Here is a 24257-nt window from a genome sequence, read left to right on the forward strand (position 1 = left end):
GTCCCGCCGCCCGCTCACCGGAGGGTGATCAGGCGCCGCGGGTCATCCGGTCCGGCCGCCCGTTCGAGGTGCTGGTGCTCGTTGACCGCGATGCAGGTCATCCCGCCCCGACCCACCACGACACGGGCCGTGCCGGTGTTCACCGTCACACGCTGCAGGCGGGTCCACAACCCGACGACACCCTCCGGGTCGGCCAGCAGCGTCGCCACCGCCAGCGAGATGGTGCCGGCCGAGGACACGACGAAGGTCGTCCTGCCGCTGCCGGACCGGGCGGCGGCGTCGGCGAGGGCGGCCTCGGCGTCGGCGCGGTACCGGGCGAACGCCTCGAGCCCCGACCAGTGGCCCAGCGCCGCGTCGAGCTCGCGCTGGAAGGCCTGCTTGGCCTCGTCGGAGGAGCCCGCCGAGTCGAGGGTGCCGTGCTCGGCGGACAGGCCGGCCACGCGCGCGGCCTCGAGGACGGCGTCGGCGTCGTACTCCGCCCACCGCTCGTCGACCTCGACGGGGCAGTCCACGTCGCCGTGCGCGCGCAGGCCCTCGAGCAGGCCCTCGGCGGTCTCGCGCTGGCGCCGCATGCCGCCGTGGATGATGACGTCGGGCCGCAGACCGCGGGCGGCCATGTCCTCACCGGCCAGGCGCGCCTGCAGGTGTCCGGTCTCGGACAGCCGGTCGTAGTCACCGCTGCCGAACGAGGCCTGACCGTGGCGGACGAGGTGGATGGCGCCCATCAGCGCTCACCCCCCGCGCCGCGGACCAGACCGCCGATGACGGGGAGTCCGCCGAGGACGCCGGTGACCCTGCCGCGGGCGTCGTGGACGCCGCCGGCGAGCAGCGGCAGCGCCACCCGGGGCACGCCGAGCAGTTCCGGGATCACGTCCTTCGGCGAGATCCGCGTGGGTGACAGGCGTCCGTCGCCGGTGCGGATGAGGCGCAGGCAGCGCTGCTCGAGGAACGCCACCCCGGGGCGGAACGCGCGGAAGGCCGGGTTGGTGGTCTGCCCGTGGTAGTAGCGGTGGTTGATCTGCTGGGCGATCACCGCGAGCCGGAACAGGCCGAACACCTCGTAGAAGCGCCACTGCTCCTCGGTGATGTCCAGGCCGGCGCGGCGCGCGTAGCGCTCGACGACCTGCCGCCGGGTGAGCATCCCCGGCGCGTTCGTGGGCTGGCGACGGAAGGCCTTGAACAGCGGGCCGTCGTCATCCTGGACCCAGTAGGCCAGCGCGCCGCCCAGGTCCATGAGCGGGTCGCCCACGGTGGCCATCTCCCAGTCCAGGACCCCGATCACCCGGGTGACGTCGTCGGGGTCCAGGACGAGATTGTCGAACCGGAAGTCGTTGTGGACGAGGCAGTGGCCGACGTCCTCGGGCTGGTTCGCGTGCAGCCACTTCATGACCGGCGCGAAGTCCGGGACGTCCGGGGTGCGGGCGCGGCGGTAGCGGGCGGACCAGCCCTCAACCTGGCGGCGCACGTATCCCTCGCCGCGGTCGAGGTCCTCCAGTCCGGCGGCGGCGACGTCCACCGCGTGCAGGTCCACCAGCGCGTCCACGGCCGACTCGCTCAGGCGCCGGGTCGTGACCCGGTCGAGCCGCAGGTCGCGGGGCAGGTTCTTGCGCAGGATCGTGCCCGCCATGCGTTCCATGACGTAGAAGTCCGAGCCGATGACCGAGTGGTCGTCGCAGAACCCGACCATGCGCGTCACCAGCGGGTAGACCGGCCGCAGCGCCGACTGGACGCGGTACTCGCGCCTCATGTCGTGCGCGCCGCGGGCCTTGGTCCCCGACGGCGGTCGCCGCAGGACCAGGTCCGCGCCGGGGTAGCGCAGCAGGTAGGTGAGGTTCGACGCGCCACCGGTGTACTGGCGGACCTCCGGGAGGACCGGCTCGTCGTCGTCGCCCAGGTCCACGCCGGCGAGCACGTCCGGGTCGTCGGGGGTGATCGACCGCAGCCACGCGGCGACGGCCTCCACGTCGAAGGCGTCCTCGGCGCGCACCGCGCCGGTGCCGGGGACGCGGCGGCGCAGGGCGGCGTCGTCGTCGGGCATACCGTCCCGCGGGCTCACCGGTCGGTCCCGGCGTCGGCGGTGGTCCGGGCCGCGGCGGCGTCACGGTAGGGGGCGAGCATGGCGCGGGCGACGACGGCGAGGTGGACCTCGTCCGGGCCGTCGGCCAGTCGCAGCGACCGCGCGGTGGCGTACGCCCCGGCCAGCGGGAAGTCGTCGCTCATCCCGCCGCCGCCGTGCAGCTGCAGGGACATGTCGATGACCTCCTGCGCCATCTTCGGGACCGCGGCCTTGATCGCGCTGACCTCGACCGCCGCCTGTCCCTCGGTGTCGAGCTTCCACGCGGCGTGCTGGACGAGCAGGCGGGCCTGGTCGATCGCGATGCGGGCCCCGGCGAGGCGCTCGCGGTTGCCGCCGAGGTTGACGATCGGCTTGCCGAACGCCACCCGCTCGGAGGCGCGGCGGCACGCCAGGTCCAGCGCCATCTCGGCCAGGCCGATGAGCCGCATGCAGTGGTGGATGCGGCCCGGGCCCAGGCGACCCTGCGCGATCTCCGCGGCCCGGCCCGGGCCGGCGATGATGTTCGACGCCGGCAGCCGCACGCCGGTGAGCGTGACCTCTCCGTGGCCGAGCGGTTCGTCGTGGACGCCCTGCGCGGTGAGCATCCGTTCCACCGTCACGCCGGGGGCGTCCATGGGGACCAGCACCATCGAGTGACGCAGGTAGCGGTGCGCGTCCGGGTCGGACACGCCCATGAAGATGCCGACCCTGCAGTCGGGGTGCCCGACGCCCGTGGACCACCACTTGCGGCCGTCGAGCACCACCTCGTCACCCTCGATGCGCGCCGTGGCCGCCATGTTCGAGGCGTCCGAGGAGGCCACGGCGGGCTCGGTCATGAGGAACGCGCTGCGGATCTCCCCGGCCAGCAGCGGGTCCAGCCAGCGGTCCTTCTGCTCCTGCGAGCCGTACTTGAGCAGGACCTCCATGTTCCCCGTGTCCGGGGCGTTGCAGTTGAACACCAGCGGCGCGAGGAACGACCGGCCCATCTCCTCGGCGACCGGGGCGTAGTCGGTGTTGCTCAGGCCCGTGCCGCCCCGCGTGCCGTAGCGCTCCGCGTAGGGACCCTCGTGGCCGGCCGGCAGGAAGAGGTTCCACAGTCCCTGCTCGCGCGCCAGCGCCTGGAGCTCCCCGACCCGCGGGTCCACCGCCCACGGGTCCTGTCCGGACAGGCGGCGGCGGGCGATGTCGGCGTGGATGTCCGATTCGACCGGGGCGATGTGGGCGTCGATGAACTCGCGGACCGCGGCGGTGAGCTCGGCGGCGCGCGGCGACGGGGAGAAGTCCATACGTGCATCGTGGCACACCGCTCCCACCCGGGCCCGGGCGCGCGAGACCCCCACGGCCCCGGCTCTGGCAGGATCGCGGGCGTGACCGAGCATTCGCGGACGACCCTCGCCGACCGGGCGGACCCGGTTCGTGCCTGGTCGGCGCGACGAACCTACCGCGCGGCCGACTTCCGCCCCGGCGACCTCGTCGCGGCCAAGGCGGGCCGCCGCATCTCGGTCGTACTGCCCGCCCGCGACGAGCAGTCGACCGTCGGCGCGATCGTCGCCGCCCTGCACTCCGAGCTCGTGCAGGGCGTGCCGTTGATCGACGAGCTCGTCGTCGTCGACTCCCACTCCACCGACGCCACCGCACAGGTGGCGCGCGCCGCCGGCGCCCGCGTGGTCGCCCAGGGCGAGGTCCTCCCCGCCCTGGGCGACGTGCCCGGCAAGGGCGAGGCGCTGTGGAAGTCGCTCGCCGCCACCGACGGTGACATCATCGCGTTCCTCGACTCCGACCTGCGCGACTTCGACCCCGCGTTCGCAACCGGACTACTGGGGCCGCTGCTCACCGAACCCGGCGTCGTGTTCAGCAAGGGCGCCTACGACCGGCCCCTCGACGACGGCCGCACCGTCCTGCCCGCCGGCGGCGGCCGCGTCACCGAACTCGTCGCCCGGCCCCTCATCGCCACCCACTGGCCCGCCCTCGGCGGCTTCGTCCAGCCGCTCGCCGGCGAGTACGCCGGGACGCGCGAGGCGCTCGAGTCGATCCCCTTCGCCGGCGCGTACGGCGTCGACCTCGGCATCCTCGTGGACCTCTACGAGGCGTACGGTCTCGACGCGCTCGCCCAGGTGGACCTGGGGCGACGCGTGCACCGCCACTCCCCCGACTCCGCGCTGGCCGTGATGGCCATGCACCAGCACCTGGCGATGCTGAGCCGGCTGCGGCGCCACGGACGCGTGACCGGCGCCGACGCCCCCGGCGACACCCTGACCCTGCACCGCCGCGATCCCGACGACAGGGGCTTCCGCGCCCAGACCGTCCGCGTCGACCCCGGTGAGCGGCCGCCGATGCGCGACGTGCGCGGGTCGTAGTCGCCCTCCCTCCTGTCCGCCCCACCCGACCTCTCCCACACCCGACCGAAAGGACCACCGCCCGTGGACGCCTCCGCATGGAACGCCCGTTACCTCGCGCAGCCCGACGCCTGGGGGACGACCCCGGCCGCCCGGATCGTCGCGGAGGTCACGGCCGCGGAGGATGCCGGCCTCGGGGTGGGCACCGCCGTCGACCTCGCGTGCGGTGACGGACGGCACGCCCGCTGGCTCGCCGCGCACGGCTGGCGGGTGCAGGCCGTGGACTTCTCCGAGGTCGCGATCGAGCAGGCCCGGGCCAAGGACTCCGACGAGGGCCGCAGCGGCAGCGTCGACTGGGTGGTCGGCGACGCTCGGACCTGGACGCCCGCCGAGCCGGTCGACCTCGTCGTGGTGGGCTTCCTCCACCTCGACCTGCCCGAACTCAGCGCCGTGCTCCGCGATGCCGGCACCTGGCTGCGGCCCGGCGGGCACCTCGTCTACCTGGGCCACGCCGCCGAGAACCTCCGTCGCGGGGTCGGCGGGCCCCAGGACCCGACTCTCCTACCCGGGGTCGCCGACCTCGCCCGCGGTGCAGAGGGCCTCGAGGTGATCTCCCTGCGCCACGACCTGCGGCCGGCCGGCAAGGCCACCGCGATCGACGTCCTGCTGCACGCGCGGCGCTGGGCCGACTGACAGCGCGCGCGAGCTCGACGTCCGCGGGGGTCGTCCGCGGGGCCGTTCGCGCTGACAGCGGCGGTGAGCGGCGGTTTGTGACTGCCCCTGCGAACGCCACCTATCTGATCACGCGACACCTATCGGACCCCTTAGGCAGCGTGAGATCGGATAGGTGGCGCGACGTGAAAGGGCGGGCACTCCCGAACCCACGGCCGGAGCGCTAGTGTCGGGCTCGGTGTTCGCGGGGCTCGCGATCCGCCCCTCCGGATCACGATCGGCCCCTCGGATTACGATCGGCCCCTCGAATTACGATCCGCCCGCGGAGTTCCTAGCGCGGAGCGCACTCCGGAGGGCGAATCGTGAATCGGAGGGCGAATCGCGAATCGGAGGGCGGGTCGACGCAGCGGTGTGCACCCGGCAGCGGGACTACGCCCGCTGCGGCTCCGCCAGCGACTCCGTCCTCCCGACGGCCGTGGCCGCCGCCGCTCGCTCCGCCAGGTCGACGCGCCACCACACCACGAACCCCCAGATGACGAACGCCGCGTACACGAGGTACAACGCCGCCGACGGGTAGTAGCCGGCCTTGAGCAGCAGCGGAACGCCCACGACGTCGACCGCGATCCACAACAGCCAGAACTCCGTCCAGCCGCGGGCCATGCCGTAGGTCGCGAGGATCGAGCCGGTGAAGATCCACGCGTCCGCCCACGGGCCCCACGAGCCGAGCTGCGCGAAGATCCAGCCGAACAGCAGCGTGCCGACGAGCATCCCCACCACGAGCCCGGCCCTCTGACGGCCCGTCGCCCAGTGCGGTCGTACCGCGGGCGCGTCAGCGACGGGCCCACCGTGGGCGGCCGCCGCGGCAGCAGCGGTCGCGTTGGCCCGCCGCGTCCGCGACCACTGCCACCAGCCGTACACGCCCACCGCGAGGAACATCACCTGCCGGCCGGCCTGGCCGTAGAGGTCGACGTCCTGCGGGGTGTGGAAGACGCCGCCGAGGAAGACGGTGAGCAGGGTGAGGTTGCCGACGATCCCCACCGGCCACGCCCACACCACGCGGCGCATGCCACCGATCGCGGCGGCCAGGCCGAAGACGTTGCCGATGATCTCGCGCCACAGGATCGGGACTCCGCCGATCACCAGTTGCGCGTCGAGGAAGGAGACGAGGAGGCTCATCGTGTGCCCCTTTCACGGGCTCTACACAGACGGCCCAGGGCTTGTGCCACGACGCCCGCCCGGCCACGACCGTCGCCGGCCGGGTCCGCATCGGGTGACGCGAGGTTCTCTTCCATCCGGACTATGACCGTCGGCCCCGGGATCACACCGGGTCTGCTGACCCCCGCGCGTGCGGGGCGCTCGCGGGCTCGCCGCCGACCATGGGGTCGACGACATCACCGCCGGTGGGGAGTTTCACCCCGCCCTGAGAACGTGTTCCTGTTGTACCCCTGAACGCGGCCGCGCCGCAACCCGCGTCGGGGCCGCGCCGCGCCCCGCCCCGGGATGCACCGCAAGCCGCGGGGTCGTAGGCCGGCGTCGACCGGCTCCAGTCAGCGTCAGCCGAGGGCGAGCTGTCCGCCGGACTCGCTGACCGGCACGACGTCGAGTGGACGCGGCGCGGGGGCGAGCGTGTTGCGGCCGTCGGTGGCGTCGTACTCGGCGCCGTGGAGCGGACAGCGCAGCGTCATGCCCTCGATCACCTGCACGACACCGCCCTGGTGGGTGCAGCGCGCCGAGTAGGCGACGAACTCGCCCTCGGTGGGCTGGGCCACGATGACCGTCGAGTCGCCGGCCTTGAACTGCTTGGCCGTGCCGACGGGGATCTCGGCGGCCGGGATGGTGGTCGCGGCCACCGTGGTGGTCTGCTGCACGGTCGACGGCGGCTGGGCCGGCTCGGTCATCCCGCACGCGGAGGCGATGCCCGGCAGCAGGATGATCCCGGGCAGGGCCGCCAGCACGGCCCGGCGCTGCGTGCACGGGCCGACCGTGGTGGAGCGGGCACCGCTGGCACGGGCGGGGGAGGTACCGATCGGAGCGGGGGCGGCGGAGAAGGGCTCGGACATGCCGCCCATCGTATCGGCCCGGCCCGCGGCCACCGGCGCCGTCAACACACCTAGGCTTCCCCCATGACGGTCCGCAGACTCGCGCCCCACGCCACGACGATCTTCACCGAGGTCTCGCGCCTGGCAACGCAGTTCGACGCGATCAACCTGGGACAGGGGTTCCCGGACACGGACGGGCCGGAGTCGATGATCGAGGCGGCGGTGCGCGCCCTGCGCGACGGCCACAACCAGTACCCGCCCGGCATGGGGATCCCCGAGCTGCGTCACGCGATCGTCGCCGACGAGACCGCGCGCACCGGCCTGGTGCACGATCCGGACACCGAGACGTTGGTGACGGTCGGCGCGACGGAGGCCATCGCCGCCGCGGTGGTGGGCCTGGTGGAGAACGACGACGAGGTGGTCGTCATCGAGCCGTATTACGACTCCTACGTGGCCGCGGTGGCGATGGCCGGCGCCACCCGTCGCGCCGCGCGGTTGGTCCGCTCGGGCGGCCATATCCGACTCGACGTGGACTCGCTGCGGGACGCGTTCTCACCGCGGACGCGGGCCGTGCTGGTCAACACGCCGCACAATCCCACGGGCGCCGTGCTGCCGCGGGAGGACCTCGAGGAGATCGCGGCCCTGTGCCACGAGTTCGACGCGATCGCGATCTCCGACGAGGTGTACTCCCATCTCACGTACGACGGGGTCGAGCACGTCTCGATCGCCACGCTGCCCGGGATGGCGGAGCGGACGCTGCGGATCTCCAGCGCGGGGAAGCTGCTCAACTGCACGGGCTGGAAGATCGGGTGGCTCACCGGGCCGGCGGACCTCGTCGAAGGGGCGCGCACCGCGCGGCAGTACATGAGCTTCACCGTCGCCTCGCCGCTGCAGCCGGCCGTCGCGCACGCCCTGCGCCACGAGCAGGGGTGGATCGCGACGCTGCGGGAGGACATGCAGGCCCGGCGGGACGAGCTGGCCGAGATCCTCACGGGGGTCGGGTTCGACCTCGTCGTCGCACAGGGCACGTACTTCCTGACCGCCGATCCGGGCCCGCTCGGGGTGACCGACGCGGCGGCGTGGTGCCTCGAGCTCCCCGAGAAGGTCGGGGTGGCGGCGGTGCCGTTCGCGCCGTTCACCGACGCGTTCACCGACGACTGGTCGCACCTGGTGCGGTTCGCGTTCTGCAAGCGACCCGAGGTGCTCGCGGAGGCCGGGCGGCGGTTGCAGGCCCTGGTGCGCTGACGCCGCCCGGCCCCGCACCCGCCCCACCCCGGCGCGCCCCGGCGCCGGCCCGGGTCAGCGGCCGGTGGTCAGGACGATCTTGCCCACCGCGCCGCGGCCGTCCATGAGCTCGAGCGCCTCGGCGGCGTTCTCGAGCGGGAACTCCGCACCGACGAGAGGGTCGAGCCGGCCCGAGGCCAGCAGCGGCTCGACCTCGGCCCACTGCTTCTGCAGGTAGCCGGGGTTGGACATCCAGTACTCGCCCCAGCCGACGCCCACCGCGCTCTTGTTACCCAGCAGCAGGCGGTTGACCTTGACCGTGGGGATCTCGCCTGCCGTGAAGCCGATGACGAGGATCCGCCCCTCCTGGCCCAGCGCGCGGATGGAGTCGGTGAACCGGTCACCGCCTACGGGGTCGACGACGATGTCGACGCCCTGACCGCCCGTGAGCTCCTTCACGGCGTCCTTGAACCCCTCCGGCGCGATGACATCGGTCGCGCCGGCCTTGCGAGCGAGCTCCCGCTTCTCCTCGGTGGAGGCCACCGCGATGACGCGGGCACCCAGGGCGGTGGCGAACTGGGTGGCGGCGATACCGATCCCGCCGCCCGCGCCGTGCACGAGCACCGTCTCGCCCGGCTGCAGCCGACCGCGGTGGGCCAGCGCGAAGTGGACGGTGAGCACGTTCATCGGGATCGACGCGCCCTGGACGAAGCTGAGGTTCTCCGGCAGGTGGAACACCTGGGACGGCTCGGTCGCCACAACCTCGGCGAAGCCACCCAGACCGGGGAACGCGCACACGCGGTCCCCCGCGGCGAATCCCGATCCCTCGGGCGCGGACCGCACCACGCCCGCGACCTCCGAGCCCGGGATGAAGGGCAGAGGCGGCGAGATCTGGTACCTGCCACGGGTCTGGAGCACCTCGGGGAACGTCACGCCGGCGGCGTGGACGTCGATCAGGACCGCGCCGGGCTCCGACTCAGGAAGATCGACCACCTCGAGGGCGGCGGGTCCGTCATGGCTGGAGATGTGGATGGCACGCATGCGGTCCATAGTGTCAGCCCACCACTGCGCGCGTGCCCCGCTCGGCTCAGCCGACGCGCGCGCCGGAGGGTTCAGCCGACGCGCGCGCCGGACGTTTCAGCCGACGCCGGCGCCCTCCGCCGCACGGCGATGACGACGCCGGCGGAGCAGGTGCAGGACCAGCCCGAACGCGACCAGCACCTGGCCCACCTGGAACGCCAGCGCCATGACGATGAACTCCCGACCGAATGCGGTGGGCGAGATCAGCAGTGCCGCGCAGATCCCCAGCAGGATGACCGTCACGAGCTGGCCTCCCGCGAGGAACCGCCGCGGCATCGTGGTGAGCTGACGACGGAGGCCCATCAGCAGCGAGTTGAGCGCCACCAACAGGCACACCGGCACGCCGATCTGCGCCGGGAACAAGAACAGCACCACGAACAACGGATGGGAGTTGAGCGTGACGGTGTCTGTGATGATGTACTGCGGGACGCTCCACGACGCGGTGAGCAGTGCGCAGATCACGGTGATCCACGAACCTCCCACCAGGATCCTCATCCGGTGAGGATAACGCGGCGCTAGTCCCTCGTCAGGGCCTCGCCTATCGGGGTGTCCCCGTCGGAGAACTCGATGGTGCGGCGGACGGTGTCGGGCCGGCGCAGGACGGCGGCGACGACCTCGGCGACCGTGTCCCGACTGGTCGCCCGGTCCTCGCGCTTGTCCGCTCCCATCCCGATCATCTCGCCACCGGGCTCGTCGGTCAGCGCGCCGGGCCCCAGGATGGTCCACTGCAGATCGGACTCGCGCAGGTGGGCGTCGGCCGCCGCCTTGGCCTCGGCGTACGGGAAGAACGCGTTGTCCTCCGGCACGCCGTGATCGGGTCCGGCGCCGTCGTAGGACACCATGACGTAGCGCTCCACGCCCTCGGCGACGCTCGCGTCCATCGAGCGGATCGCCGCGTCGCGATCGACCGCGTAGGTGCGGTCGCGATTGCCGCCGCCCGCGCCGGCGGACCAGACGACGGAGCCGCTGCCGCGGACGACCTCGCGGAGGCCCTCGACGTCGAGCTTCTCGACGTCCGCCACCACAGGGGTGGCGCCCGCCGCCCGGATGTCGTCGGCGTGGTCCGGGTTGCGGATCACCGAGCGCACCTCTGCGCCCGCGTCCGACAGGATCCGGGCGGTGCGGAGGGCGACCTTGCCGTGGCCGCCGATGATGGTCACTGGTCGATCGATACTCATGGCCTCCGTTGTACCCGTCCGAACGCATCCCCACCGACCGGCTTCCGCCATCGCGCGGGCCCCACGACGGTCACAACTCCACAACGAGTGGGCGGCCGGCCGTTTCGGATTCGCTCCGTGTCGGACACGGAGTGCATCATGTCGACATAAGCCGTGATTCACCGGATGCCCCACGCTTGTCGCTTCGGAGTTGATGCATGTCCCTGTCCAGGTCTGGAACCCCCTCTCTTCCGGCGGTGACGGGCCCCCTCGCCCTGCTCGCCGGACTCTTCGCGCTGATCCTCGTCGTCGCCGGGTGCACCATCCCGGTGCCCACGGGCTCCGCCGGGGAGACGACCCCCACCGAGCCCAGCGCGCAGGCGCCCGCCCCGGCGGCACTGGAGGTCGTCCCCGCCGACGGCGCCACGGACGTCGCCGTGGTCGACGGCGTCCGGGCCACCGTCGAGAACGGCACCATCACGAACGCGGTGCTCACCAACGACGCCGGCAAGCGGATCGAGGGCGAAATCTCGCGTGACGGATCGGAGTGGGAGCCGGCCGTCACACTCGGGTTCGGGCGCACCTATACCCTGGAGATCACCTACGAGGGTGCGGTCGGCGGGACCAGGACGGACACACGGACGTTCAGCATGGCCGACCCGGCGGCCGTCGTGACCCCGACCCTGACCACGACCGGAGGCGGGACCCTGCAGTCGGACCGTGAGTACGGCGTCGGAATCGTCATCGTGGCGAAGTTCGACCAGCCCATCGCGGACCGCAGAGAAGCTGAGAAACACATGAAGGTCACCACCTCGCCCGAGGTGGAGGGCAACTGGTTCTGGGCCGACGACTCCTCGGCACACTGGCGTCCGAAGGACTACTACGAGACCGGCACCCGAGTGCGGGTCGAACTCGACACCGAGGGGCGCGACCTCGGTGGCGACCAGTGGGGCGGTGCCGGCGCGGAAGCCGACTTCACTATCGGCGACCGGCGCATCGCGATCGCCGACGACGCGACCAAGACGGTCTCCGTGTACCGCAACGGCGAACTGCTCAAGACCATGCCCACCTCCATGGGCAAGGGCGGCTGGGCCACGTACGGCGGCGTGACCATGCATTTCTGGACCCAGCCGGGGACCTACACCGTCCTGGACAAGTCCAGCTCGGTGTTGATGGACTCCACGACCTACGGCCTGCCCCTGTCCGCCGGCTATCGGGTCACCGTCGATCACGGCGTCCGCATCTCCAACGACGGCATCTACTTCCACGCCCTCGAGTCGTCGATGTGGGCCCAGGGCAACACCAACACCTCGCACGGCTGCCTCAACCTCTCGCCCGCGGACGCGAAGTGGTACTTCGACCAGGCGGTCACCGGGGATGTCGTCGAGGTGCGCGGCACGGGCGGACCCGAGCTGGAGGTCTGGCAGAACGGTGACTGGTCGGTTCCGTGGGAGGTCTGGCAGACGGGCTCGGCTGACTAGCCGGGCGGGTCGACCCGGGCGCGTCAGGGGTCGTGCGTCAGCGCACGCCCATCATGTTCTTGCGGATCCACGGCGACAGCGCGGCGATGATCCCGGCCAGGACGATCGACGCGACGCCGAGCACCAGGAAGTAGTTGCGCTCAGCCCCGGCGTCGTTCGGGTCGTAGTACCCCGCGAGCACGCCGGACAGCGCACTGCCGATGGAGACGCTGAGGAAGAACAGCGCGACCATCTGCGTCTTGAAGGCCTCCGGTGCGAGCTTGGTCGACAGCGACTGCCCGACCGGCGAGAGCAGCAGCTCGGCCATGGTGAACAGGAACAGGATACCGACGATGCCGAGCAGCGGCGTCGCGACGCTGCCGACGAAGAACAGGAACACCAGGTAGGCGATGCCCATGATGAGGTTCGCGAGCGCGAACTTGATCGGGCTCGAGGGCTGACGGCTGCCGAGCTTGACCCACAGGGTCGCGAAGACCGCGGCGAAGATGATGATGAACAGCGGGTTGATGGACTGGACCCAGCTCGCCGGCATCTCCCAGCCACCCAGGTTGCGGTCGAGACGCTGGTCCGAGTAGATCGCGATCACCGTGAACTGCTGCTGGAAGAGCGCCCAGAACGCCACCGACGCGATGAACATGGGGATGAACGAGACGACCCGGCTTCGCTCGTCGGGCTGCGTCTTGGGGCTGGTGATCAGCAGCGCGAACAGTGCGACGGCGCCCACCACGGCGATCGCGGTGACGATGTCCGCCAGGGATTCCAGCGGAATGAGGCCCAGGGCCAGCGCTGTCGCGACGAGCACCACCACGACCACGCCGATGACCAGGGCCCGGACCCGCTGCGGCCGCGGGAGCGGGTCGGGCACGACGGCCCCGACGCCCTTGAGCGTGGCGCCACGCACCGCGACGTACTGGATGAGGCCGATCGCCATTCCCGCCGCCGCGGCGCCGAATCCCCAGTGGAATCCATTGGCGTGCCACAGCACCCCGGTGATCAGCGGGCCGGTGAGGCCACCGATGTTCACCGCCATGTAGTAGATGGAGAACGCGGCGTCACGCCGGTCGTCCGTCCGCCGGTACATGTCGCCGACCACGGTCGAGGTGGTGGCCTTGAGCGTGCCGGCGCCGACGCCCACGAACACGAGGCCGATCCCCAGCCCGACGGGGCCCGGCACGAGGGCCAGGGACAGGTGGCCGAGCATGATGAGCACGGCCGCCCCGAACAGGGTCCGTTCGGCGCCGAACAGGCGATCCGAGATCCAGCCGCCGAGGATCGCGGAGGCGTAGACCAGACCGCCGTAAGCACCGACGATCGACGCCGCGATCTGTTCGGAGTACCCGAGGCCACCGTCCGCGACCGCGTAGTAGATGTAGTACGCCAGCAGGCCCTGCATGCCGTAGAAGCTGAAACGCTCCCACAGTTCGATACCCGACAGGTTCGCCAATCCGAGTGGATGGCCGAAGAACCTGCGGTCCGTATCGGCGAGAGCCACCTCGGCATTCCGAGTTGTCATGACAGACAGTGCTACTCCTGCTTTTCCTGCGGGACAAACTGTGCCGTCGATCTCGCCCCACAGGTGGGAGTCGACATTTCCCACCCGGGACAGGACAATCGGAGAAATCAACCCTCGGGCGACCGGCCCGGGGTGCAACCCGATGAGCGCAGGAGCACCTCCAGTGAGCCGAGCCGACACCCCGGCCCGATCTACCAGCCCCCTTCACGGAAGGGGGCACACCGGATGAGCATCGCGCTCTCACTACTAGTGGGCGTCGTGGTCGTACTGGCGATCACCGCGCTGACGGGCTACTTCGTGGCCCAGGAGTTCGCCTTCATGGCCGTCGACCGCTCCCGCATGGGGGCGGCGGCCGAGAAGGGCGACCCCGTCGCCGAGCGGGTCCTCGGCGTCACCAGACGCACGTCGTTCATGCTCTCGGGCGCACAGCTCGGGATCACCGTCACCACCCTCGTCGTGGGGTACGTCGCCGAGCCGCTCATCGGCCGGGCGATCGGTGACCTCCTCGGCCTGGCCTCGGTGCCGCAGGCCGTCGGCGTCGGTGTGGGCACGATCCTGGCACTGCTGTTCTCGACCGTGGTCCAGATGCTCTTCGGCGAGCTCGTGCCGAAGAACCTCGCGATCGCCAAGCCCGAGCCCGTGGCCCGGTGGCTGGCCCGGTCCACCGCCATCTACCTCGCCGTGTTCGGCTGGATCATCGGCCTGTTCGACAAGGCCTCCGAGGCGCTGCTCAAGGCGGTCGGCATCGAGCCCGTGCACGACAAGGAGCACTCGGCCACCGCTCGCGACCTTGAGCACATCGTCGCCGAGTCGGGCGAGGCCGGCGAACTCTCCCCCGAGCTCAGTCGGCTCCTCGACCGGATGCTCGACTTCCCCGGGCAGCCGGCCGAGCACGCGATGATCCCGCGTTCGCGCACCGACGTGGTCCGCGCCGAGGACTCCGTCGACGAGGTGCTGTCCAAGATGGCGACGGGACACACCCGCTACCCCGTGGTGGGCGAGGACTCCGACGACGTGATCGGCATCGTCGACCTGCACGACCTCCTCGTGCTCTGTGGCGACGACACCGACGGCTCGCTGACCCAGGTGTCGACGGTGATGCGCGCCCCGATCCGGGTGCCCACGTCGCTGCCGCTGCCCGAGGTGGCGGCCCGACTGAGCGCCCAGAACTCCGAGATGGCCGTGGTCGTGGACGAGTACGGCGGGTTCGCCGGCGTCGTGACCATGGAGGACATGGCCGAGGAGATCGTCGGCGAGATCGCGGACGAGCACGACCCGCAGGCCGCGGACGTCCCTGTCAGTGAGGGGCTGGGTTGGATCCTCACCGGCGACACGCACCTCGACGAGGTGGAGCGTCTCCTCGACATCACCCTCCCCGAGGTCGACGCCGAGACACTCGGCGGCCTGGTCATCGAGACGATCGGCGACCTGCCGGACGTCGGCGCCCGCGTCGACATCCCGCTGCCGGACACGGACGTCCTCGAGGAGATCTCCGCCGATCGCGTCCTGCGGACCGAGGTCCGCCGCATCGAACGCCGCGTCCCCGCGGAACTGCACGTCGTGGTCGAGGAGGCCGCACGATGACCCCCACCACCACCCTTCTCGCCGCCGACGCCGACGGTGGGATCATGAGCAACCCCTGGGTCGTCCTGGTGGCGACCGTCCTGCTCATCGCGGCGTCCGCGTTCTTCGTGGCCGTCGAGTTCTCGCTCATCTCCGCCCGCCGGCACCGGCTCGAGGACGACGCCGCGCACAGTGCCGCCGCCCGCGCGGCTCTGAAGAACGCGTCCGAGCTGACGCTCCTGCTCGCCGGCGCCCAGCTCGGCATCACGCTGTGCGCGCTGGCGCTGGGCTCCATCACCAAGCCCGCCGTGCACCACTGGCTCACCCCGGTGTTCGCCGGATGGGGGCTCCCGCTGTGGACCGCCGACGTCATCGCGTTCATCCTCGCGCTGATCATCGTCACGTTCCTGCACCTCGTGGTGGGCGAGATGGCCCCCAAGTCGTGGTCCATCACCCACCCCGAGTACTCGGCCACCCTGCTGGCGATTCCGATGCGGGCGTTCCTCTGGCTCACCCGTCCGCTCCTGGTCGCCCTCAACGCCATGGCGAACAACATCCTGCACCGGCTGGGGGTCGAGTCGAGGGACGAGGTGTCCGCGGGTCAGGACGCCGACTCGCTGCGTGAGCTCGTCCGGCATTCCGGCGAGGCCGGGACGCTCGACGACACCCATCAGCGGCAGCTGCTCAGCGCCCTCGAACTGCAGGAGCTCACCGTGGGCGACCTGCTCGGCGAGCGCGACCTCGATCAGCCCGCCGCGCCCGAGGAGATGTCCTCGGTCGGCGTCGACGCGGGCCCAGAGGAGATTCTCGACACCGCGCGCCGCACCGGCCATCTGCGCCTGCTGGTCCTCGAGGACGACACCGCGGTCGGCGTGGTCCACGCGCGGGACGCGATCAACGTCGACGGCGACGCCACGGCCCGGGAACTCATGCGGCCGAGCCTGTCACTCGAGCACGATCTGACGGTCGCCGAGGCGTTCCGCCGGATGCGTGAGGCGCGCGCCCACCTCGTCGTCGTCGAACAGTCCGGTGGGCACCCGGGCACCCACGTCTCCGAGGTGCGGGGCGTCCTCACGCTCGACGACGTGGTCCGGCGCCTCCTGCCGGTCACCTCGGCCTGACCCACGCACCGCGACGACACGCCCCCGGGAGGACTGGCCTCCCGGGGGCGTTCCCCGTCGGCGCGGCGCGGGTCAGAACACCAGGCCGATGAGCCTGAGCAGTCCCCACAGCGCCAGGCCCACCAGGCCGAGGAGCACCAGCAGGATGAGCCCCACGGCGCCGATCGCCCGCAGCAGGTAGCCGCGGGCGTCGGTGTCCACGCGGCGCCCCTCGGCGATGGCGCGGTCCACCAGCCGAAGGTTCTTGGAGGTGGCCTTGTGCGCGACGTCGGCGACGTCGCCGACGAGGGGCACCACGCCGAGCGCGGCGTCGACCAGGTAGTTCCACCCCATGCGGAACAGCAGGTGGACGGGGATGCGATTGCGCACGGCCTCGGCGAACACGGCCGCGGCGACCACCGTGCCCACCGCGTCACCCACCACCGGCACGAGGCCGATCACCGGGTCCAGCCCCACGCGGTAGTTGGTGCCCGGCACCCGGACGAGGTCGTCGAGGACTCGCGCGAGGCCGGCGGTCACCGGCGAGGCGCCCGGACGGTCGGCGGGTGCCCGCGCGGGGCGGCTGTCGCTCATGTGGCCCGAGGGTACGTGGCGGACCGGCGGCGGCGCCGACCACACGACGGGCGGACGCGGCCGGAATCTGGTTTCGTGGAGAGATGACGACCGCGCCCGCCTTCCGCACGACCCGCCGTCGGCGCGGCCGCACCGCCTCCGGTGTGGTCGCCGCCGTGCTGACCGTGGCCCTCGGGGGAACCGGCTGCGCGGCGCTGACCGGGGACACCGGCTCCGACGAGCTCCAGCAGTTCCTCTCCGCGCTCGAGGCCGGCGACGTCGCCGGGGCGGCCGCGATGACCACCGACCCGGCCGCCGCGGAGGAGACGCTCGCCGCGAACATCGAGTCGATGGGGTTCACGCCGACCCTGACGATCGACACGCCCGAGGGGGACCGGCGCCCCGACAAGGACCCCGTGCCCGTGGAGATCACGTGGGACATGGGCGTCGCCGGAGGCGGCGGGGGTGAGGGTGACGACGACGAGGGCGGCGCCGACCCGGCCGGCGGGGGCGGTGAGCCGTCGCCCGCCCCGCGCGTGGCCACGACCACGGGTGAGGCCGCCACGACCAAGGTGGACGACCAGTGGAAGGTAAAGTGGGCGCCGACTATCCTCGACACCCGTCTCGAACCGGGTGGCTACCTGGCGTTCTCCGAAATCCTCGACTACGACACGTCCGTCCTCGACCGGACGGGCGCGCCGCTGCTGCAATGGACTCCGGTCACGGCGGTGACGCTCGCCCCCGACGCCGCCGGGAGCGCCGACGCGGTCGCGGCCCTGGTGAGCGCGGCCGCCCCGACCATCACCGGGCAGTCGATCCGCGACGGCATGGCGCAGGCCGGCGACCAGCCGTACCAGGTGGTCGCGCTGCGGCCCAGCGACATCGACCCGATCCGCGAGCGACTCGCCGCGGTCCCCGGCGTGAGCCTGCCCGAACAGGGCCAGCTGATCCGCACCGACCGCGAGCTCCGCTCCCCGGTGCTGGACGGACTGCCCGACGCGTGGCTCGCGGCGCTGCAGGCCGAGGGCGGGTGGCGTGCAGAGATCGTCAACCCGGGCGTCGAACCGATCGAGCTCGGCAGCGCGCCGGTCGGGGAGGTCGAGGACCTCGTCTCCACCGTCCAGATATCCGTGCAGCAGGCCGCGACGGACGCGGTGGCCGGCACCGGGCTGGCGGCGTCGATCGTCGCGATCCAGCCCTCGACCGGCGGGATCCTGGCCGTGGCGCAGAACTCCGCCGCCGACCAGCAGGGGCCCGTGTCGCTCGAGGGCCGCTTCCCGCCCGGCTCCACGTTCAAGGTGGTCACCACGGCCGCCGCGTTGCAGTCCGGCGCCGTCGGTCCCGACGAGATCGTGCCGTGCCCGGCCTCGATCACCGTCTCGGGCCGCACGATCCCCAACGACGACGACTTCAACCTGGGCCCGGTGCCCCTGGAGACCGCCTTCGCCCGCTCCTGCAACACGAGCCAGGCCGTCATCAGCGACCGGCTCGAGCCGACCGCCATGAAGGACACGGCCGCGCAGCTGGGCCTGGGCGTCGGGTTCTCCGGCCCGGGGATGAGCTCGTCGTGGTTCACCGGCTCGGTGCCCGTCACCGAGCGCGGCCCGGCGCGTGTCGAAGCGTCGATCGGGCAGGGCGAGGTCCTGGCCAGCCCCTTCGGCCTGGCCGTCATGCAGGCCTCGGTCGCGAACGGTGGGCGGATGATCCTGCCGCAGGTCGTCGCGGGAATGCCCGCGGTGGCCGCCGCCTCGCCCGAGCCACTGCCCCCGGCCGTCGTGGACACCCTGCGCCGGTACATGGTGCAGACCGTGCAGTCCGGCACCGCGACCGCCGCCCGAGCGGTCCCCGGCCTGGGCGGCAAGACCGGCACCGCCGAGGTCGGCAGCGGCCCGTCGCACGGCTGGTTCGTCGGCTCGACAGGCGACATCGCCGTGGCCGTGCTCATCGAGGGCGCCGACTCCTCGGCCCCCGCGGTGGAGATGGCCGCCGACTTCCTCGGCGCCGCAGGGCAACCGGCTCCGCTGTCGGCACGCTGAAACGGGTAGTTTCGGCCCATGCGCCTTCCCAAGGTCCCCCTCCCCGCCCTCCCCCTGCCCGCGGTCTCCCTGTCCGCCCTGCCGCTGCCCGGACTCGATCGACTGCCCTTCTCGTCGTCGTCCCCCTCCCCCGCCGACACCCACCGCCGCGTCCTCGTCACCGGCGGCGCCTCCGGCCTCGGTCTGGCCCTGGCGACGGCGTTCCTCGAGCGCGGCGACCGGGTGATCATCGCCGACCTCGCCCCCACCGACGACCGCCCCGACTCCGTGCCCGCCGACGCCCACTACCTCCGGCTCGACGTGCGCTCGGAGGACGAGTGGCAGGCCGCACGCGCCGAGGTCGAGCAGATCTGGGGCGGCCTGGACGTGCTCGTCAACAACGCCGGTATCGCCCAGGGCGGCCGCATCGAGATGCTCACCGAGGACGACTGGCGGCAGATCGTCGACATCAACCTGCTCGGCGTCGCGCGCGGATGCCGCACCTTCGTCCCGATGCTCAAGGCGCAGGGCAGCGGTCACCTCGTCAACACCGCTTCTCTCGCCGGCCTCGTCCACCCGCCCACCATGTCCTCCTACACGGCGGTCAAGGCGGCGGTCGTGGCGATCTCCGAGAGCCTGCGGTGGGAGCTCGAGCCGTTCGGCGTGGACGTGTCGGTGCTGTGCCCGTCCTTCTTCCGCACCAACCTCGCCTCCAGTCTCAACGCCTCCGACCCCGCCGCCAGCGGGTTCGCGAGCAAGCTCATCGACCGCTCCGAGCGGGGCGCCGACGAGATCGCCTCCGAGGTGATGACGGGCCTGGACGCCAAGCAGTTCCTCATCCTCCCCGACCCCGAGGCGCGGCGCTCCTACCGCGGCAAGCGGCTGATGCCCGCCGCCTACGAGAAGACGATGACCGAGATGGGTCGGAAGTTCGCTCGCGCCACCCGCGAGTAACCTGCGGAGCATGACCCCCTCCCACCTCCTGTCCCGCGCCGACCTCGACTTCCTCCTGCACGACTGGCTGCGGGTGTCCGAGCTGACCGGGCGCGAGCGCTACACCGACCACTCCCGCGACACGATCGACGCCGTGCTGGACCTGTCGGCCGAGCTCGCCGAGACGTACTTCGCGCCCCACTTCCGCAAGGCCGACCTCACCGAGCCCCGCCTCGTGGGCGAGGAGGTCGAGCTCATCCCCGAGATCGGCGAGGCGCTGGCGAAGTTCGCCGAGGCCGACCTCGTGGGCGCGGCGATGGACGAGCGGGTCGGCGGCATGCAACTGCCCTACACCGCGTACCTGGCGTGCATGGCCTGGTTCTACGCGGCCAACATCTCCACGGCCGCCTATCCGCTGCTCACCACCGGCAACGCCAACCTGCTGCTCGCACACGGCTCCGACGAGCAGATCCGGACGTACGTCGAGCCGATGATCCAAGGCCGGTACACGGGCACGATGTGCCTGTCCGAGCCGCACGCCGGCTCCAACCTCGCCGACATCACCACCCGCGCCGAGCCGCAGCCCGACGGTACCTACCGCCTGTTCGGCCAGAAGATGTGGATCTCCGGCGGCGAGCACCAGATGGCCGAGAACATCGTCCACCTCGTCCTGGCCAAGGTGCCCGGCTCCCCCGCCGGCACCCGCGGCATCAGCCTGTTCATCGTGCCCAAGTACCTCGTCGACGACGACGGCTCGCTCGGTGAGCGCAACGACATCGTCATCACCGGCCTCAACCACAAGATGGGCTTCCGCGGCACGGTCAACACCATGCCCACCCTCGGGCAGGGCATACACACCCCCGGCGGGCGGCCGGGCGCGGTCGGGTACCTCGTGGGCGAGGAGAACACCGGCCTCAAGAAGATGTTCACCATGATGAACGAGGCCCGGCTCGGCGTGGGCCTGGGTGCCACCGCGATCGGCTACACCGGCTACCTCAAGTCGCTGGACTACGCGCGCAACCGGCCCCAGGGCCGGCCCGCCGGCGCCGATCCGTCGACGCCGCAGGTGATGCTCACCCGTCACACGGACGTGCGGCGGATGCTGCTCGCCCAGAAGTCGTACGTGGAGGGCGCGCTGGCGCTGTGCCTGTTCTGCGCGAGACTGGTCGACGACGAGAAGACGGGCTCGCCGGAGGAGTCGATGGCCGCGAAGACGCTTCTGGACGTCCTCACCCCGATCGCCAAATCGTGGCCGTCACAGTGGTGCCTCAAGGCCAACGAGCTGGCGGTGCAGGTGCTCGGCGGGGCCGGGTACACGATCGACTACGACGTCGAACAGCACTACCGCGACAACCGCCTCAACCCGATCCACGAGGGCACCCACGGCATCCAGGGGCAGGACCTGCTCGGCCGGAAGGTCCTCGCCGGCGGCGGCGCCGGACTGACAGCGCTCACCGGGCGGATCACCCAGAGCTGCGATCGGGCGGCCGCGGCCGGTGGGGTCGTCGCCGAGCTGGCCTCGCTGCTGCGCCCGCGCGTCACCCGGCTCATCGAGGTCACCACTTCGCTCGCTGAGGTCGGCGCGACCGACCCGGAGGCGTTCCTCGCCGACGCCACCGAGTACCTCGAGGCGACCGGCCACGTGGTGATCGCGTGGATCTGGATCGAGCAGCTGCTCGCGCTGGGTGACCGGGTGGCGGGCGGTGCCGGCGCCGACGCCTTCGCCGCCGGCAAGCTCAAGGCGGCCGAGTACTTCCTGCGCCGCGAGCTGCCGATCGTCGACGCCAAGTTCGACCTGCTGGCCGCCGGCGACCGCACGACGCTGGACATGCGCGACGACTGGTTCTGACGCGACTGGGCCCGGACCGACGTGGCGTCGGCCCGGGCCCGGGTCGCGTTGCGTGGGAGTTCAGGGCTCCCACTGATGCCCTCGGCGGGGTGTTCAGGGCACCTGCCGCAGGTGGCGTCAGGTGTTCAGGGCACCGGACGCCGGTCTGCTCACTCCTCGGGCATGAGCACCTGGTCGATGAGGTAGACGGTGGCGTTCTCGGTCTGGACGCCGCCGCAGACGACGCCGGCGCCGTTGACCATGAGCTCGTCACCCGAGCCGGTGACCTCGAGCTGCGCACCGTTGAGAGTGGTGTGCTCGCCGACGACCTGATCGGGCGCGGCCTGACCTTCCACCACGTGGTAGGTCAGGATGCCGGTGAGCAGGTCGGCGTCGGTCTGCAGCGACTGCATCGTGGCCTCGTCGATCTGCGCGAAGGCGTCATCGATCGGGGCGAACACGGTGTACTCGCCGCTGTTCAGGGTGTCGACGAGATCGACCTCCGGATTGACGCCGCCCGAGACGGCCGAGGTGAGCGTGGTGAGCATGGGGTTGTTGGAGGCGGCGGTGGCGACGGGCTCCATTGCCATACCCTCGACCGAGCCCGGGCCCTCCGGGTTGGCCTCGGCGTAGTCCGCGCAGCCCGCGCCGACGAGCATGCCGGCAGGCTCCGACTCCATGGTGGAGGTCTCGCTCGCCGACGTGGTGGTCATGACCGAGGTGGCGGTGCCCTCGGCGGTGTTCTCCGTATCGCTTCCCTCGTCGCTCGAGCAGCCGGCGAGGACGAGACCGGAGACCGCGGCGGCCGCGGCGATCGACGCGACGCGCCGGGAGATCGTGATGCCCATGGTGCGTTTCCTTTCGGTAGGGCCCCGCCGAGTTGGCGGGCCTCTGTGCAGTGGGTCACCAGTGCTTCGGCGGGCCATCCGGTCCGGATGGGTGCCGTAGGGAATTTGTTTCGTACCGGTCCACCGGGACCCCGGCTCCGAACTCCTGGCATGGACAGCACAGAGCAACGACCCAGGGCGGTCGCTCGGGCCGCCTCGGGCCTCCTCGCCACCGGCCTCGCCGTCGCGGTGGGGCACGCCATGGCGGGATTCGTCGCCCCGGGCTCGTCCCCATTCCTCGCGGTCGCCGACTCCGTGGTCGACCGCGCACCGGCGGCCGTGCGCGAGGTGACGATCGACGCGCTCGGCACCGCGGACAAGCCCGCGCTGATGCTCGGCCTGGCGGCCATCCTCCTCGTCACGGGCGTGGTGGCGGGCCTCGTCGAGCGTCCGCGTCGCCCCGCCGGGAGCGCCGTCCTGGTCGTCTTCGGCCTCGTCGGCATGGTGGCGGCGCTGGCCCGCCCGTCTGCCGGGCCGCTGTGGGCCGTACCGACCCTGCTCGGCGTGGTCGTCGCCGTCGTGGCGCTCCGAGCCCTCATCGGGACCCTGTTCACGGCAGAGGCCGGGTCCCGACCGTCCGCAGCCACCTCCTCGGAGGCGGGGCCGCCCGCGTCGACGCCACCGTCGGCGCCGACGCCGCAGCCCGGAGCGCGGCTGGGCGACCGGCCCGCACCCGACCGCCGACGCTTCCTCGTTCTGGCCGGGTCCGCTGTCGCCGTGATCGCCGCCGCCGGCACCACGGGCATCGCGCTGACCCGCCGGGCCGCCGACGCGGTCGCCGAACGCACCGGTCTGCGACTGCCGCGGGTACTCGCCCGCAACGCGGCCGCCCCGGTTCCGCCGGGCGTCGTGCCCGACGCGCCGGGCGTGACACCGTTCCTCACCGACAACGCCGAGTTCTACCGCATCGACACCGCCCTTCGCGTGCTGTCCCTGAGCACCACCGAGTGGCGGCTGCGGGTTCACGGGATGGTCGAGCGGGAGATCGAGCTCGACTGGCAGACGCTCGTGGACCGCGAGGCCCGCGATCGAATCGTGACCCTGACCTGCGTGTCGAACGAGGTCGGCGGGGACCTGGTGGGTACCGCGACCTGGACCGGGTTCCCCATCGCCGACCTGCTCGCCGAGGCGGGTCCGTTGCCCGAGGCCGACATGCTGCTGTCGACGTCGGTCGACGGCTGGACGGCCGGGACGCCACTCGAGGCTCTGACGGACGGCCGCGACGCCCTGCTGGCAGTGGGGATGAACGGCGAGCCGCTGCCGTTCGAGCACGGCTACCCCGTCCGCCAGGTGGTCCCCGGCCTGTACGGGTACGTCTCGGCCACCAAGTGGGTCGTGGACTGGGAGGTCACCCGCTTCGACCGGGCCAGCGCGTACTGGACCGACCGCGGCTGGGCGGAGCCCGGCCCGATCCGCACCGCGAGCCGTATCGACCGTCCCGCCCCGCTGGCGGAGTTGCCGCCCGGACCGACGGTCGTCGCCGGGACCGCGTGGGCGCAGCGCCGCGGCATCGACCGGGTGGAGGTGAGGGTCGACGACGGGCCGTGGCAGGACGCCCGACTGGCGGACGAGTACTCGGTGGACACGTGGCGCATGTGGTCGTGGGTCTGGGACGCCGAACCGGGCCTGCACACCCTGCACGTCCGGGCCACCGACTCGACCGGTGAGGTCCAGTCTGAGGAGCGCAGGGATCCCGTACCCAGCGGCGCCACCGGCTGGCACAACCGCACGTTCCGGGTGGTGGCGGCATGACCCTCCAGGTCACCCGCAGACCGTCGGCGCGGCCACCGGGTCGACCAC

Annotated in this window: 21 protein-coding genes and 1 riboswitch; of the genes, 10 read left to right on the forward strand and 11 right to left on the reverse strand. The window is 72.1% G+C overall.

Features of this window, described 5'->3' with window-relative positions:
- Positions 1 to 14 precede the first annotated feature (14 nt).
- Genes VYL96_RS14825 through VYL96_RS14835 form a run of 3 tightly spaced genes read right to left on the reverse strand, consistent with a single transcriptional unit; the run spans position 15 to position 3342 of the window.
- Positions 15 to 725, reverse strand: a complete 711-nt coding sequence (locus tag VYL96_RS14825) for a histidine phosphatase family protein (RefSeq protein WP_061914521.1) — start codon at positions 723 to 725, stop codon at positions 15 to 17.
- Complete coding sequence (locus VYL96_RS14830) at positions 725 to 2056, reverse strand: phosphotransferase family protein (protein WP_407935063.1); 1332 nt, start codon at positions 2054 to 2056, stop codon at positions 725 to 727. The genes VYL96_RS14825 and VYL96_RS14830 overlap by 1 nt, the downstream gene beginning before the upstream one ends.
- Positions 2053 to 3342, reverse strand: a complete 1290-nt coding sequence (locus VYL96_RS14835; protein WP_131885112.1) for an acyl-CoA dehydrogenase family protein — start codon at positions 3340 to 3342, stop codon at positions 2053 to 2055. The genes VYL96_RS14830 and VYL96_RS14835 overlap by 4 nt, the downstream gene beginning before the upstream one ends.
- Positions 3343 to 3423: 81 nt before the next feature.
- Here VYL96_RS14835 and VYL96_RS14840 point away from each other — a divergent pair, with 81 nt between their 5' ends.
- Positions 3424 to 4413: a glucosyl-3-phosphoglycerate synthase gene (locus tag VYL96_RS14840; RefSeq protein WP_131885113.1), complete on the forward strand. Its 990-nt coding sequence runs from the start codon at positions 3424 to 3426 to the stop codon at positions 4411 to 4413.
- Between the two features lie 63 nt (positions 4414 to 4476).
- Positions 4477 to 5085 carry a class I SAM-dependent methyltransferase gene (locus tag VYL96_RS14845; RefSeq protein WP_131885114.1) on the forward strand — a complete coding sequence of 203 codons (609 nt, stop codon included), beginning with the start codon at positions 4477 to 4479 and terminating at the stop codon, positions 5083 to 5085.
- A gap of 408 nt (positions 5086 to 5493) precedes the next feature.
- Here VYL96_RS14845 and VYL96_RS14850 read toward each other — a convergent pair whose 3' ends face one another.
- Positions 5494 to 6240: a nicotinamide mononucleotide transporter family protein gene (locus VYL96_RS14850; protein WP_061228541.1), complete on the reverse strand. Its 747-nt coding sequence runs from the start codon at positions 6238 to 6240 to the stop codon at positions 5494 to 5496.
- A 100-nt stretch (positions 6241 to 6340) separates the two neighbouring features.
- Positions 6341 to 6496: riboswitch (FMN riboswitch) on the reverse strand.
- A gap of 121 nt (positions 6497 to 6617) precedes the next feature.
- Positions 6618 to 7124 (reverse strand): Rieske (2Fe-2S) protein, encoded by a 507-nt coding sequence (locus VYL96_RS14855; protein ID WP_232303032.1) that lies wholly within the window; start codon positions 7122 to 7124, stop codon positions 6618 to 6620.
- Between the two features lie 63 nt (positions 7125 to 7187).
- Here VYL96_RS14855 and VYL96_RS14860 point away from each other — a divergent pair, with 63 nt between their 5' ends.
- Positions 7188 to 8348, forward strand: a complete 1161-nt coding sequence (locus VYL96_RS14860) for a pyridoxal phosphate-dependent aminotransferase (protein ID WP_131885115.1) — start codon at positions 7188 to 7190, stop codon at positions 8346 to 8348.
- A gap of 54 nt (positions 8349 to 8402) precedes the next feature.
- Here the strand turns inward: VYL96_RS14860 and VYL96_RS14865 are convergent, their stop codons facing one another.
- The 3 genes from VYL96_RS14865 to VYL96_RS14875 all read right to left on the reverse strand — a co-directional run bounded on the left by VYL96_RS14865 (position 8403) and on the right by VYL96_RS14875 (position 10585).
- The gene (locus tag VYL96_RS14865) at positions 8403 to 9368 is read right to left on the reverse strand and encodes an NADPH:quinone oxidoreductase family protein (protein ID WP_061228580.1); all 966 of its coding nucleotides are present in this window, start codon (positions 9366 to 9368) and stop codon (positions 8403 to 8405) included.
- Between the two features lie 96 nt (positions 9369 to 9464).
- A complete protein-coding gene (locus VYL96_RS14870) occupies positions 9465 to 9902 on the reverse strand; it encodes a hypothetical protein (RefSeq protein ID WP_061228543.1) in 438 nt (145 codons plus the stop codon).
- A 20-nt stretch (positions 9903 to 9922) separates the two neighbouring features.
- Complete coding sequence (locus tag VYL96_RS14875) at positions 9923 to 10585, reverse strand: SDR family oxidoreductase (RefSeq protein WP_131885116.1); 663 nt, start codon at positions 10583 to 10585, stop codon at positions 9923 to 9925.
- Between the two features lie 197 nt (positions 10586 to 10782).
- Here VYL96_RS14875 and VYL96_RS14880 point away from each other — a divergent pair, with 197 nt between their 5' ends.
- Positions 10783 to 12045, forward strand: coding sequence for a L,D-transpeptidase (locus tag VYL96_RS14880; protein ID WP_131885117.1), 1263 nt, complete (start codon positions 10783 to 10785; stop codon positions 12043 to 12045).
- 37 nt (positions 12046 to 12082) lie between these two features.
- Here the strand turns inward: VYL96_RS14880 and VYL96_RS14885 are convergent, their stop codons facing one another.
- Positions 12083 to 13558, reverse strand: a complete 1476-nt coding sequence (locus tag VYL96_RS14885) for a peptide MFS transporter (RefSeq protein WP_061228546.1) — start codon at positions 13556 to 13558, stop codon at positions 12083 to 12085.
- A gap of 225 nt (positions 13559 to 13783) precedes the next feature.
- Between VYL96_RS14885 and VYL96_RS14890 the strand changes: the two genes are divergently transcribed.
- Both VYL96_RS14890 and VYL96_RS14895 read left to right on the forward strand, forming a co-directional pair.
- Positions 13784 to 15142: a hemolysin family protein gene (locus VYL96_RS14890; protein WP_061228547.1), complete on the forward strand. Its 1359-nt coding sequence runs from the start codon at positions 13784 to 13786 to the stop codon at positions 15140 to 15142.
- The gene (locus VYL96_RS14895; RefSeq protein WP_243699593.1) at positions 15139 to 16242 is read left to right on the forward strand and encodes a hemolysin family protein; all 1104 of its coding nucleotides are present in this window, start codon (positions 15139 to 15141) and stop codon (positions 16240 to 16242) included. Before VYL96_RS14890 ends, VYL96_RS14895 begins: the two co-directional genes overlap by 4 nt.
- Before the next feature lie 72 nt (positions 16243 to 16314).
- On the opposite strand, the gene VYL96_RS14900 is transcribed toward VYL96_RS14895, so the two are convergent.
- Positions 16315 to 16815 (reverse strand): DUF4112 domain-containing protein, encoded by a 501-nt coding sequence (locus VYL96_RS14900; protein WP_061228548.1) that lies wholly within the window; start codon positions 16813 to 16815, stop codon positions 16315 to 16317.
- Positions 16816 to 16898: 83 nt separating this feature from the next.
- Between VYL96_RS14900 and VYL96_RS14905 the strand changes: the two genes are divergently transcribed.
- Genes VYL96_RS14905 through VYL96_RS14915 form a run of 3 tightly spaced genes read left to right on the forward strand, consistent with a single transcriptional unit; the run spans position 16899 to position 21591 of the window.
- Complete coding sequence (locus VYL96_RS14905) at positions 16899 to 18830, forward strand: penicillin-binding transpeptidase domain-containing protein (RefSeq protein ID WP_131885118.1); 1932 nt, start codon at positions 16899 to 16901, stop codon at positions 18828 to 18830.
- A gap of 18 nt (positions 18831 to 18848) precedes the next feature.
- Positions 18849 to 19763: an SDR family NAD(P)-dependent oxidoreductase gene (locus VYL96_RS14910; protein ID WP_131885119.1), complete on the forward strand. Its 915-nt coding sequence runs from the start codon at positions 18849 to 18851 to the stop codon at positions 19761 to 19763.
- Positions 19764 to 19773: 10 nt separating this feature from the next.
- Positions 19774 to 21591: an acyl-CoA dehydrogenase gene (locus tag VYL96_RS14915; protein ID WP_131885120.1), complete on the forward strand. Its 1818-nt coding sequence runs from the start codon at positions 19774 to 19776 to the stop codon at positions 21589 to 21591.
- A 149-nt stretch (positions 21592 to 21740) separates the two neighbouring features.
- Here VYL96_RS14915 and VYL96_RS14920 read toward each other — a convergent pair whose 3' ends face one another.
- On the reverse strand, positions 21741 to 22418 hold the full coding sequence (locus VYL96_RS14920) for a fasciclin domain-containing protein (protein WP_131885121.1): 678 nt from the start codon (positions 22416 to 22418) through the stop codon (positions 21741 to 21743).
- A gap of 150 nt (positions 22419 to 22568) precedes the next feature.
- On the opposite strand from VYL96_RS14920, the gene VYL96_RS14925 reads away from it, so the two are divergent.
- Positions 22569 to 24209, forward strand: coding sequence for a molybdopterin-dependent oxidoreductase (locus tag VYL96_RS14925; protein ID WP_131885122.1), 1641 nt, complete (start codon positions 22569 to 22571; stop codon positions 24207 to 24209).
- Positions 24210 to 24257: the final 48 nt, after the last annotated feature.

Origin of the sequence: Dietzia maris (assembly GCF_036287335.1) — a bacterium.
Lineage (GTDB): Bacteria > Actinomycetota > Actinomycetes > Mycobacteriales > Mycobacteriaceae > Dietzia > Dietzia cinnamea.

Bases quoted from the DNA above. Each gene is read 5' to 3' on its own strand.
- VYL96_RS14825 (WP_061914521.1), bottom strand. From the start codon at position 725: ATGGGCGCCATCCACCTCGTCCGCCACGGTCAGGCCTCGTTCGGCAGC.
- VYL96_RS14835 (WP_131885112.1), bottom strand. From the start codon at position 3,342: ATGGACTTCTCCCCGTCGCCGCGCGCCGCCGAGCTCACCGCCGCGGTC.
- VYL96_RS14850 (WP_061228541.1), bottom strand. From the start codon at position 6,240: ATGAGCCTCCTCGTCTCCTTCCTCGACGCGCAACTGGTGATCGGCGGA.
- VYL96_RS14855 (WP_232303032.1), bottom strand. From the start codon at position 7,124: ATGTCCGAGCCCTTCTCCGCCGCCCCCGCTCCGATCGGTACCTCCCCC.
- VYL96_RS14860 (WP_131885115.1), top strand. From the start codon at position 7,188: ATGACGGTCCGCAGACTCGCGCCCCACGCCACGACGATCTTCACCGAG.
- VYL96_RS14865 (WP_061228580.1), bottom strand. From the start codon at position 9,368: ATGCGTGCCATCCACATCTCCAGCCATGACGGACCCGCCGCCCTCGAG.
- VYL96_RS14870 (WP_061228543.1), bottom strand. From the start codon at position 9,902: ATGAGGATCCTGGTGGGAGGTTCGTGGATCACCGTGATCTGCGCACTG.
- VYL96_RS14875 (WP_131885116.1), bottom strand. From the start codon at position 10,585: ATGAGTATCGATCGACCAGTGACCATCATCGGCGGCCACGGCAAGGTC.
- VYL96_RS14880 (WP_131885117.1), top strand. From the start codon at position 10,783: ATGTCCCTGTCCAGGTCTGGAACCCCCTCTCTTCCGGCGGTGACGGGC.
- VYL96_RS14885 (WP_061228546.1), bottom strand. From the start codon at position 13,558: ATGACAACTCGGAATGCCGAGGTGGCTCTCGCCGATACGGACCGCAGG.
- VYL96_RS14890 (WP_061228547.1), top strand. From the start codon at position 13,784: ATGAGCATCGCGCTCTCACTACTAGTGGGCGTCGTGGTCGTACTGGCG.
- VYL96_RS14895 (WP_243699593.1), top strand. From the start codon at position 15,139: ATGACCCCCACCACCACCCTTCTCGCCGCCGACGCCGACGGTGGGATC.
- VYL96_RS14900 (WP_061228548.1), bottom strand. From the start codon at position 16,815: ATGAGCGACAGCCGCCCCGCGCGGGCACCCGCCGACCGTCCGGGCGCC.
- VYL96_RS14905 (WP_131885118.1), top strand. From the start codon at position 16,899: ATGACGACCGCGCCCGCCTTCCGCACGACCCGCCGTCGGCGCGGCCGC.
- VYL96_RS14910 (WP_131885119.1), top strand. From the start codon at position 18,849: ATGCGCCTTCCCAAGGTCCCCCTCCCCGCCCTCCCCCTGCCCGCGGTC.
- VYL96_RS14915 (WP_131885120.1), top strand. From the start codon at position 19,774: ATGACCCCCTCCCACCTCCTGTCCCGCGCCGACCTCGACTTCCTCCTG.
- VYL96_RS14920 (WP_131885121.1), bottom strand. From the start codon at position 22,418: ATGGGCATCACGATCTCCCGGCGCGTCGCGTCGATCGCCGCGGCCGCC.
- VYL96_RS14925 (WP_131885122.1), top strand. From the start codon at position 22,569: ATGGACAGCACAGAGCAACGACCCAGGGCGGTCGCTCGGGCCGCCTCG.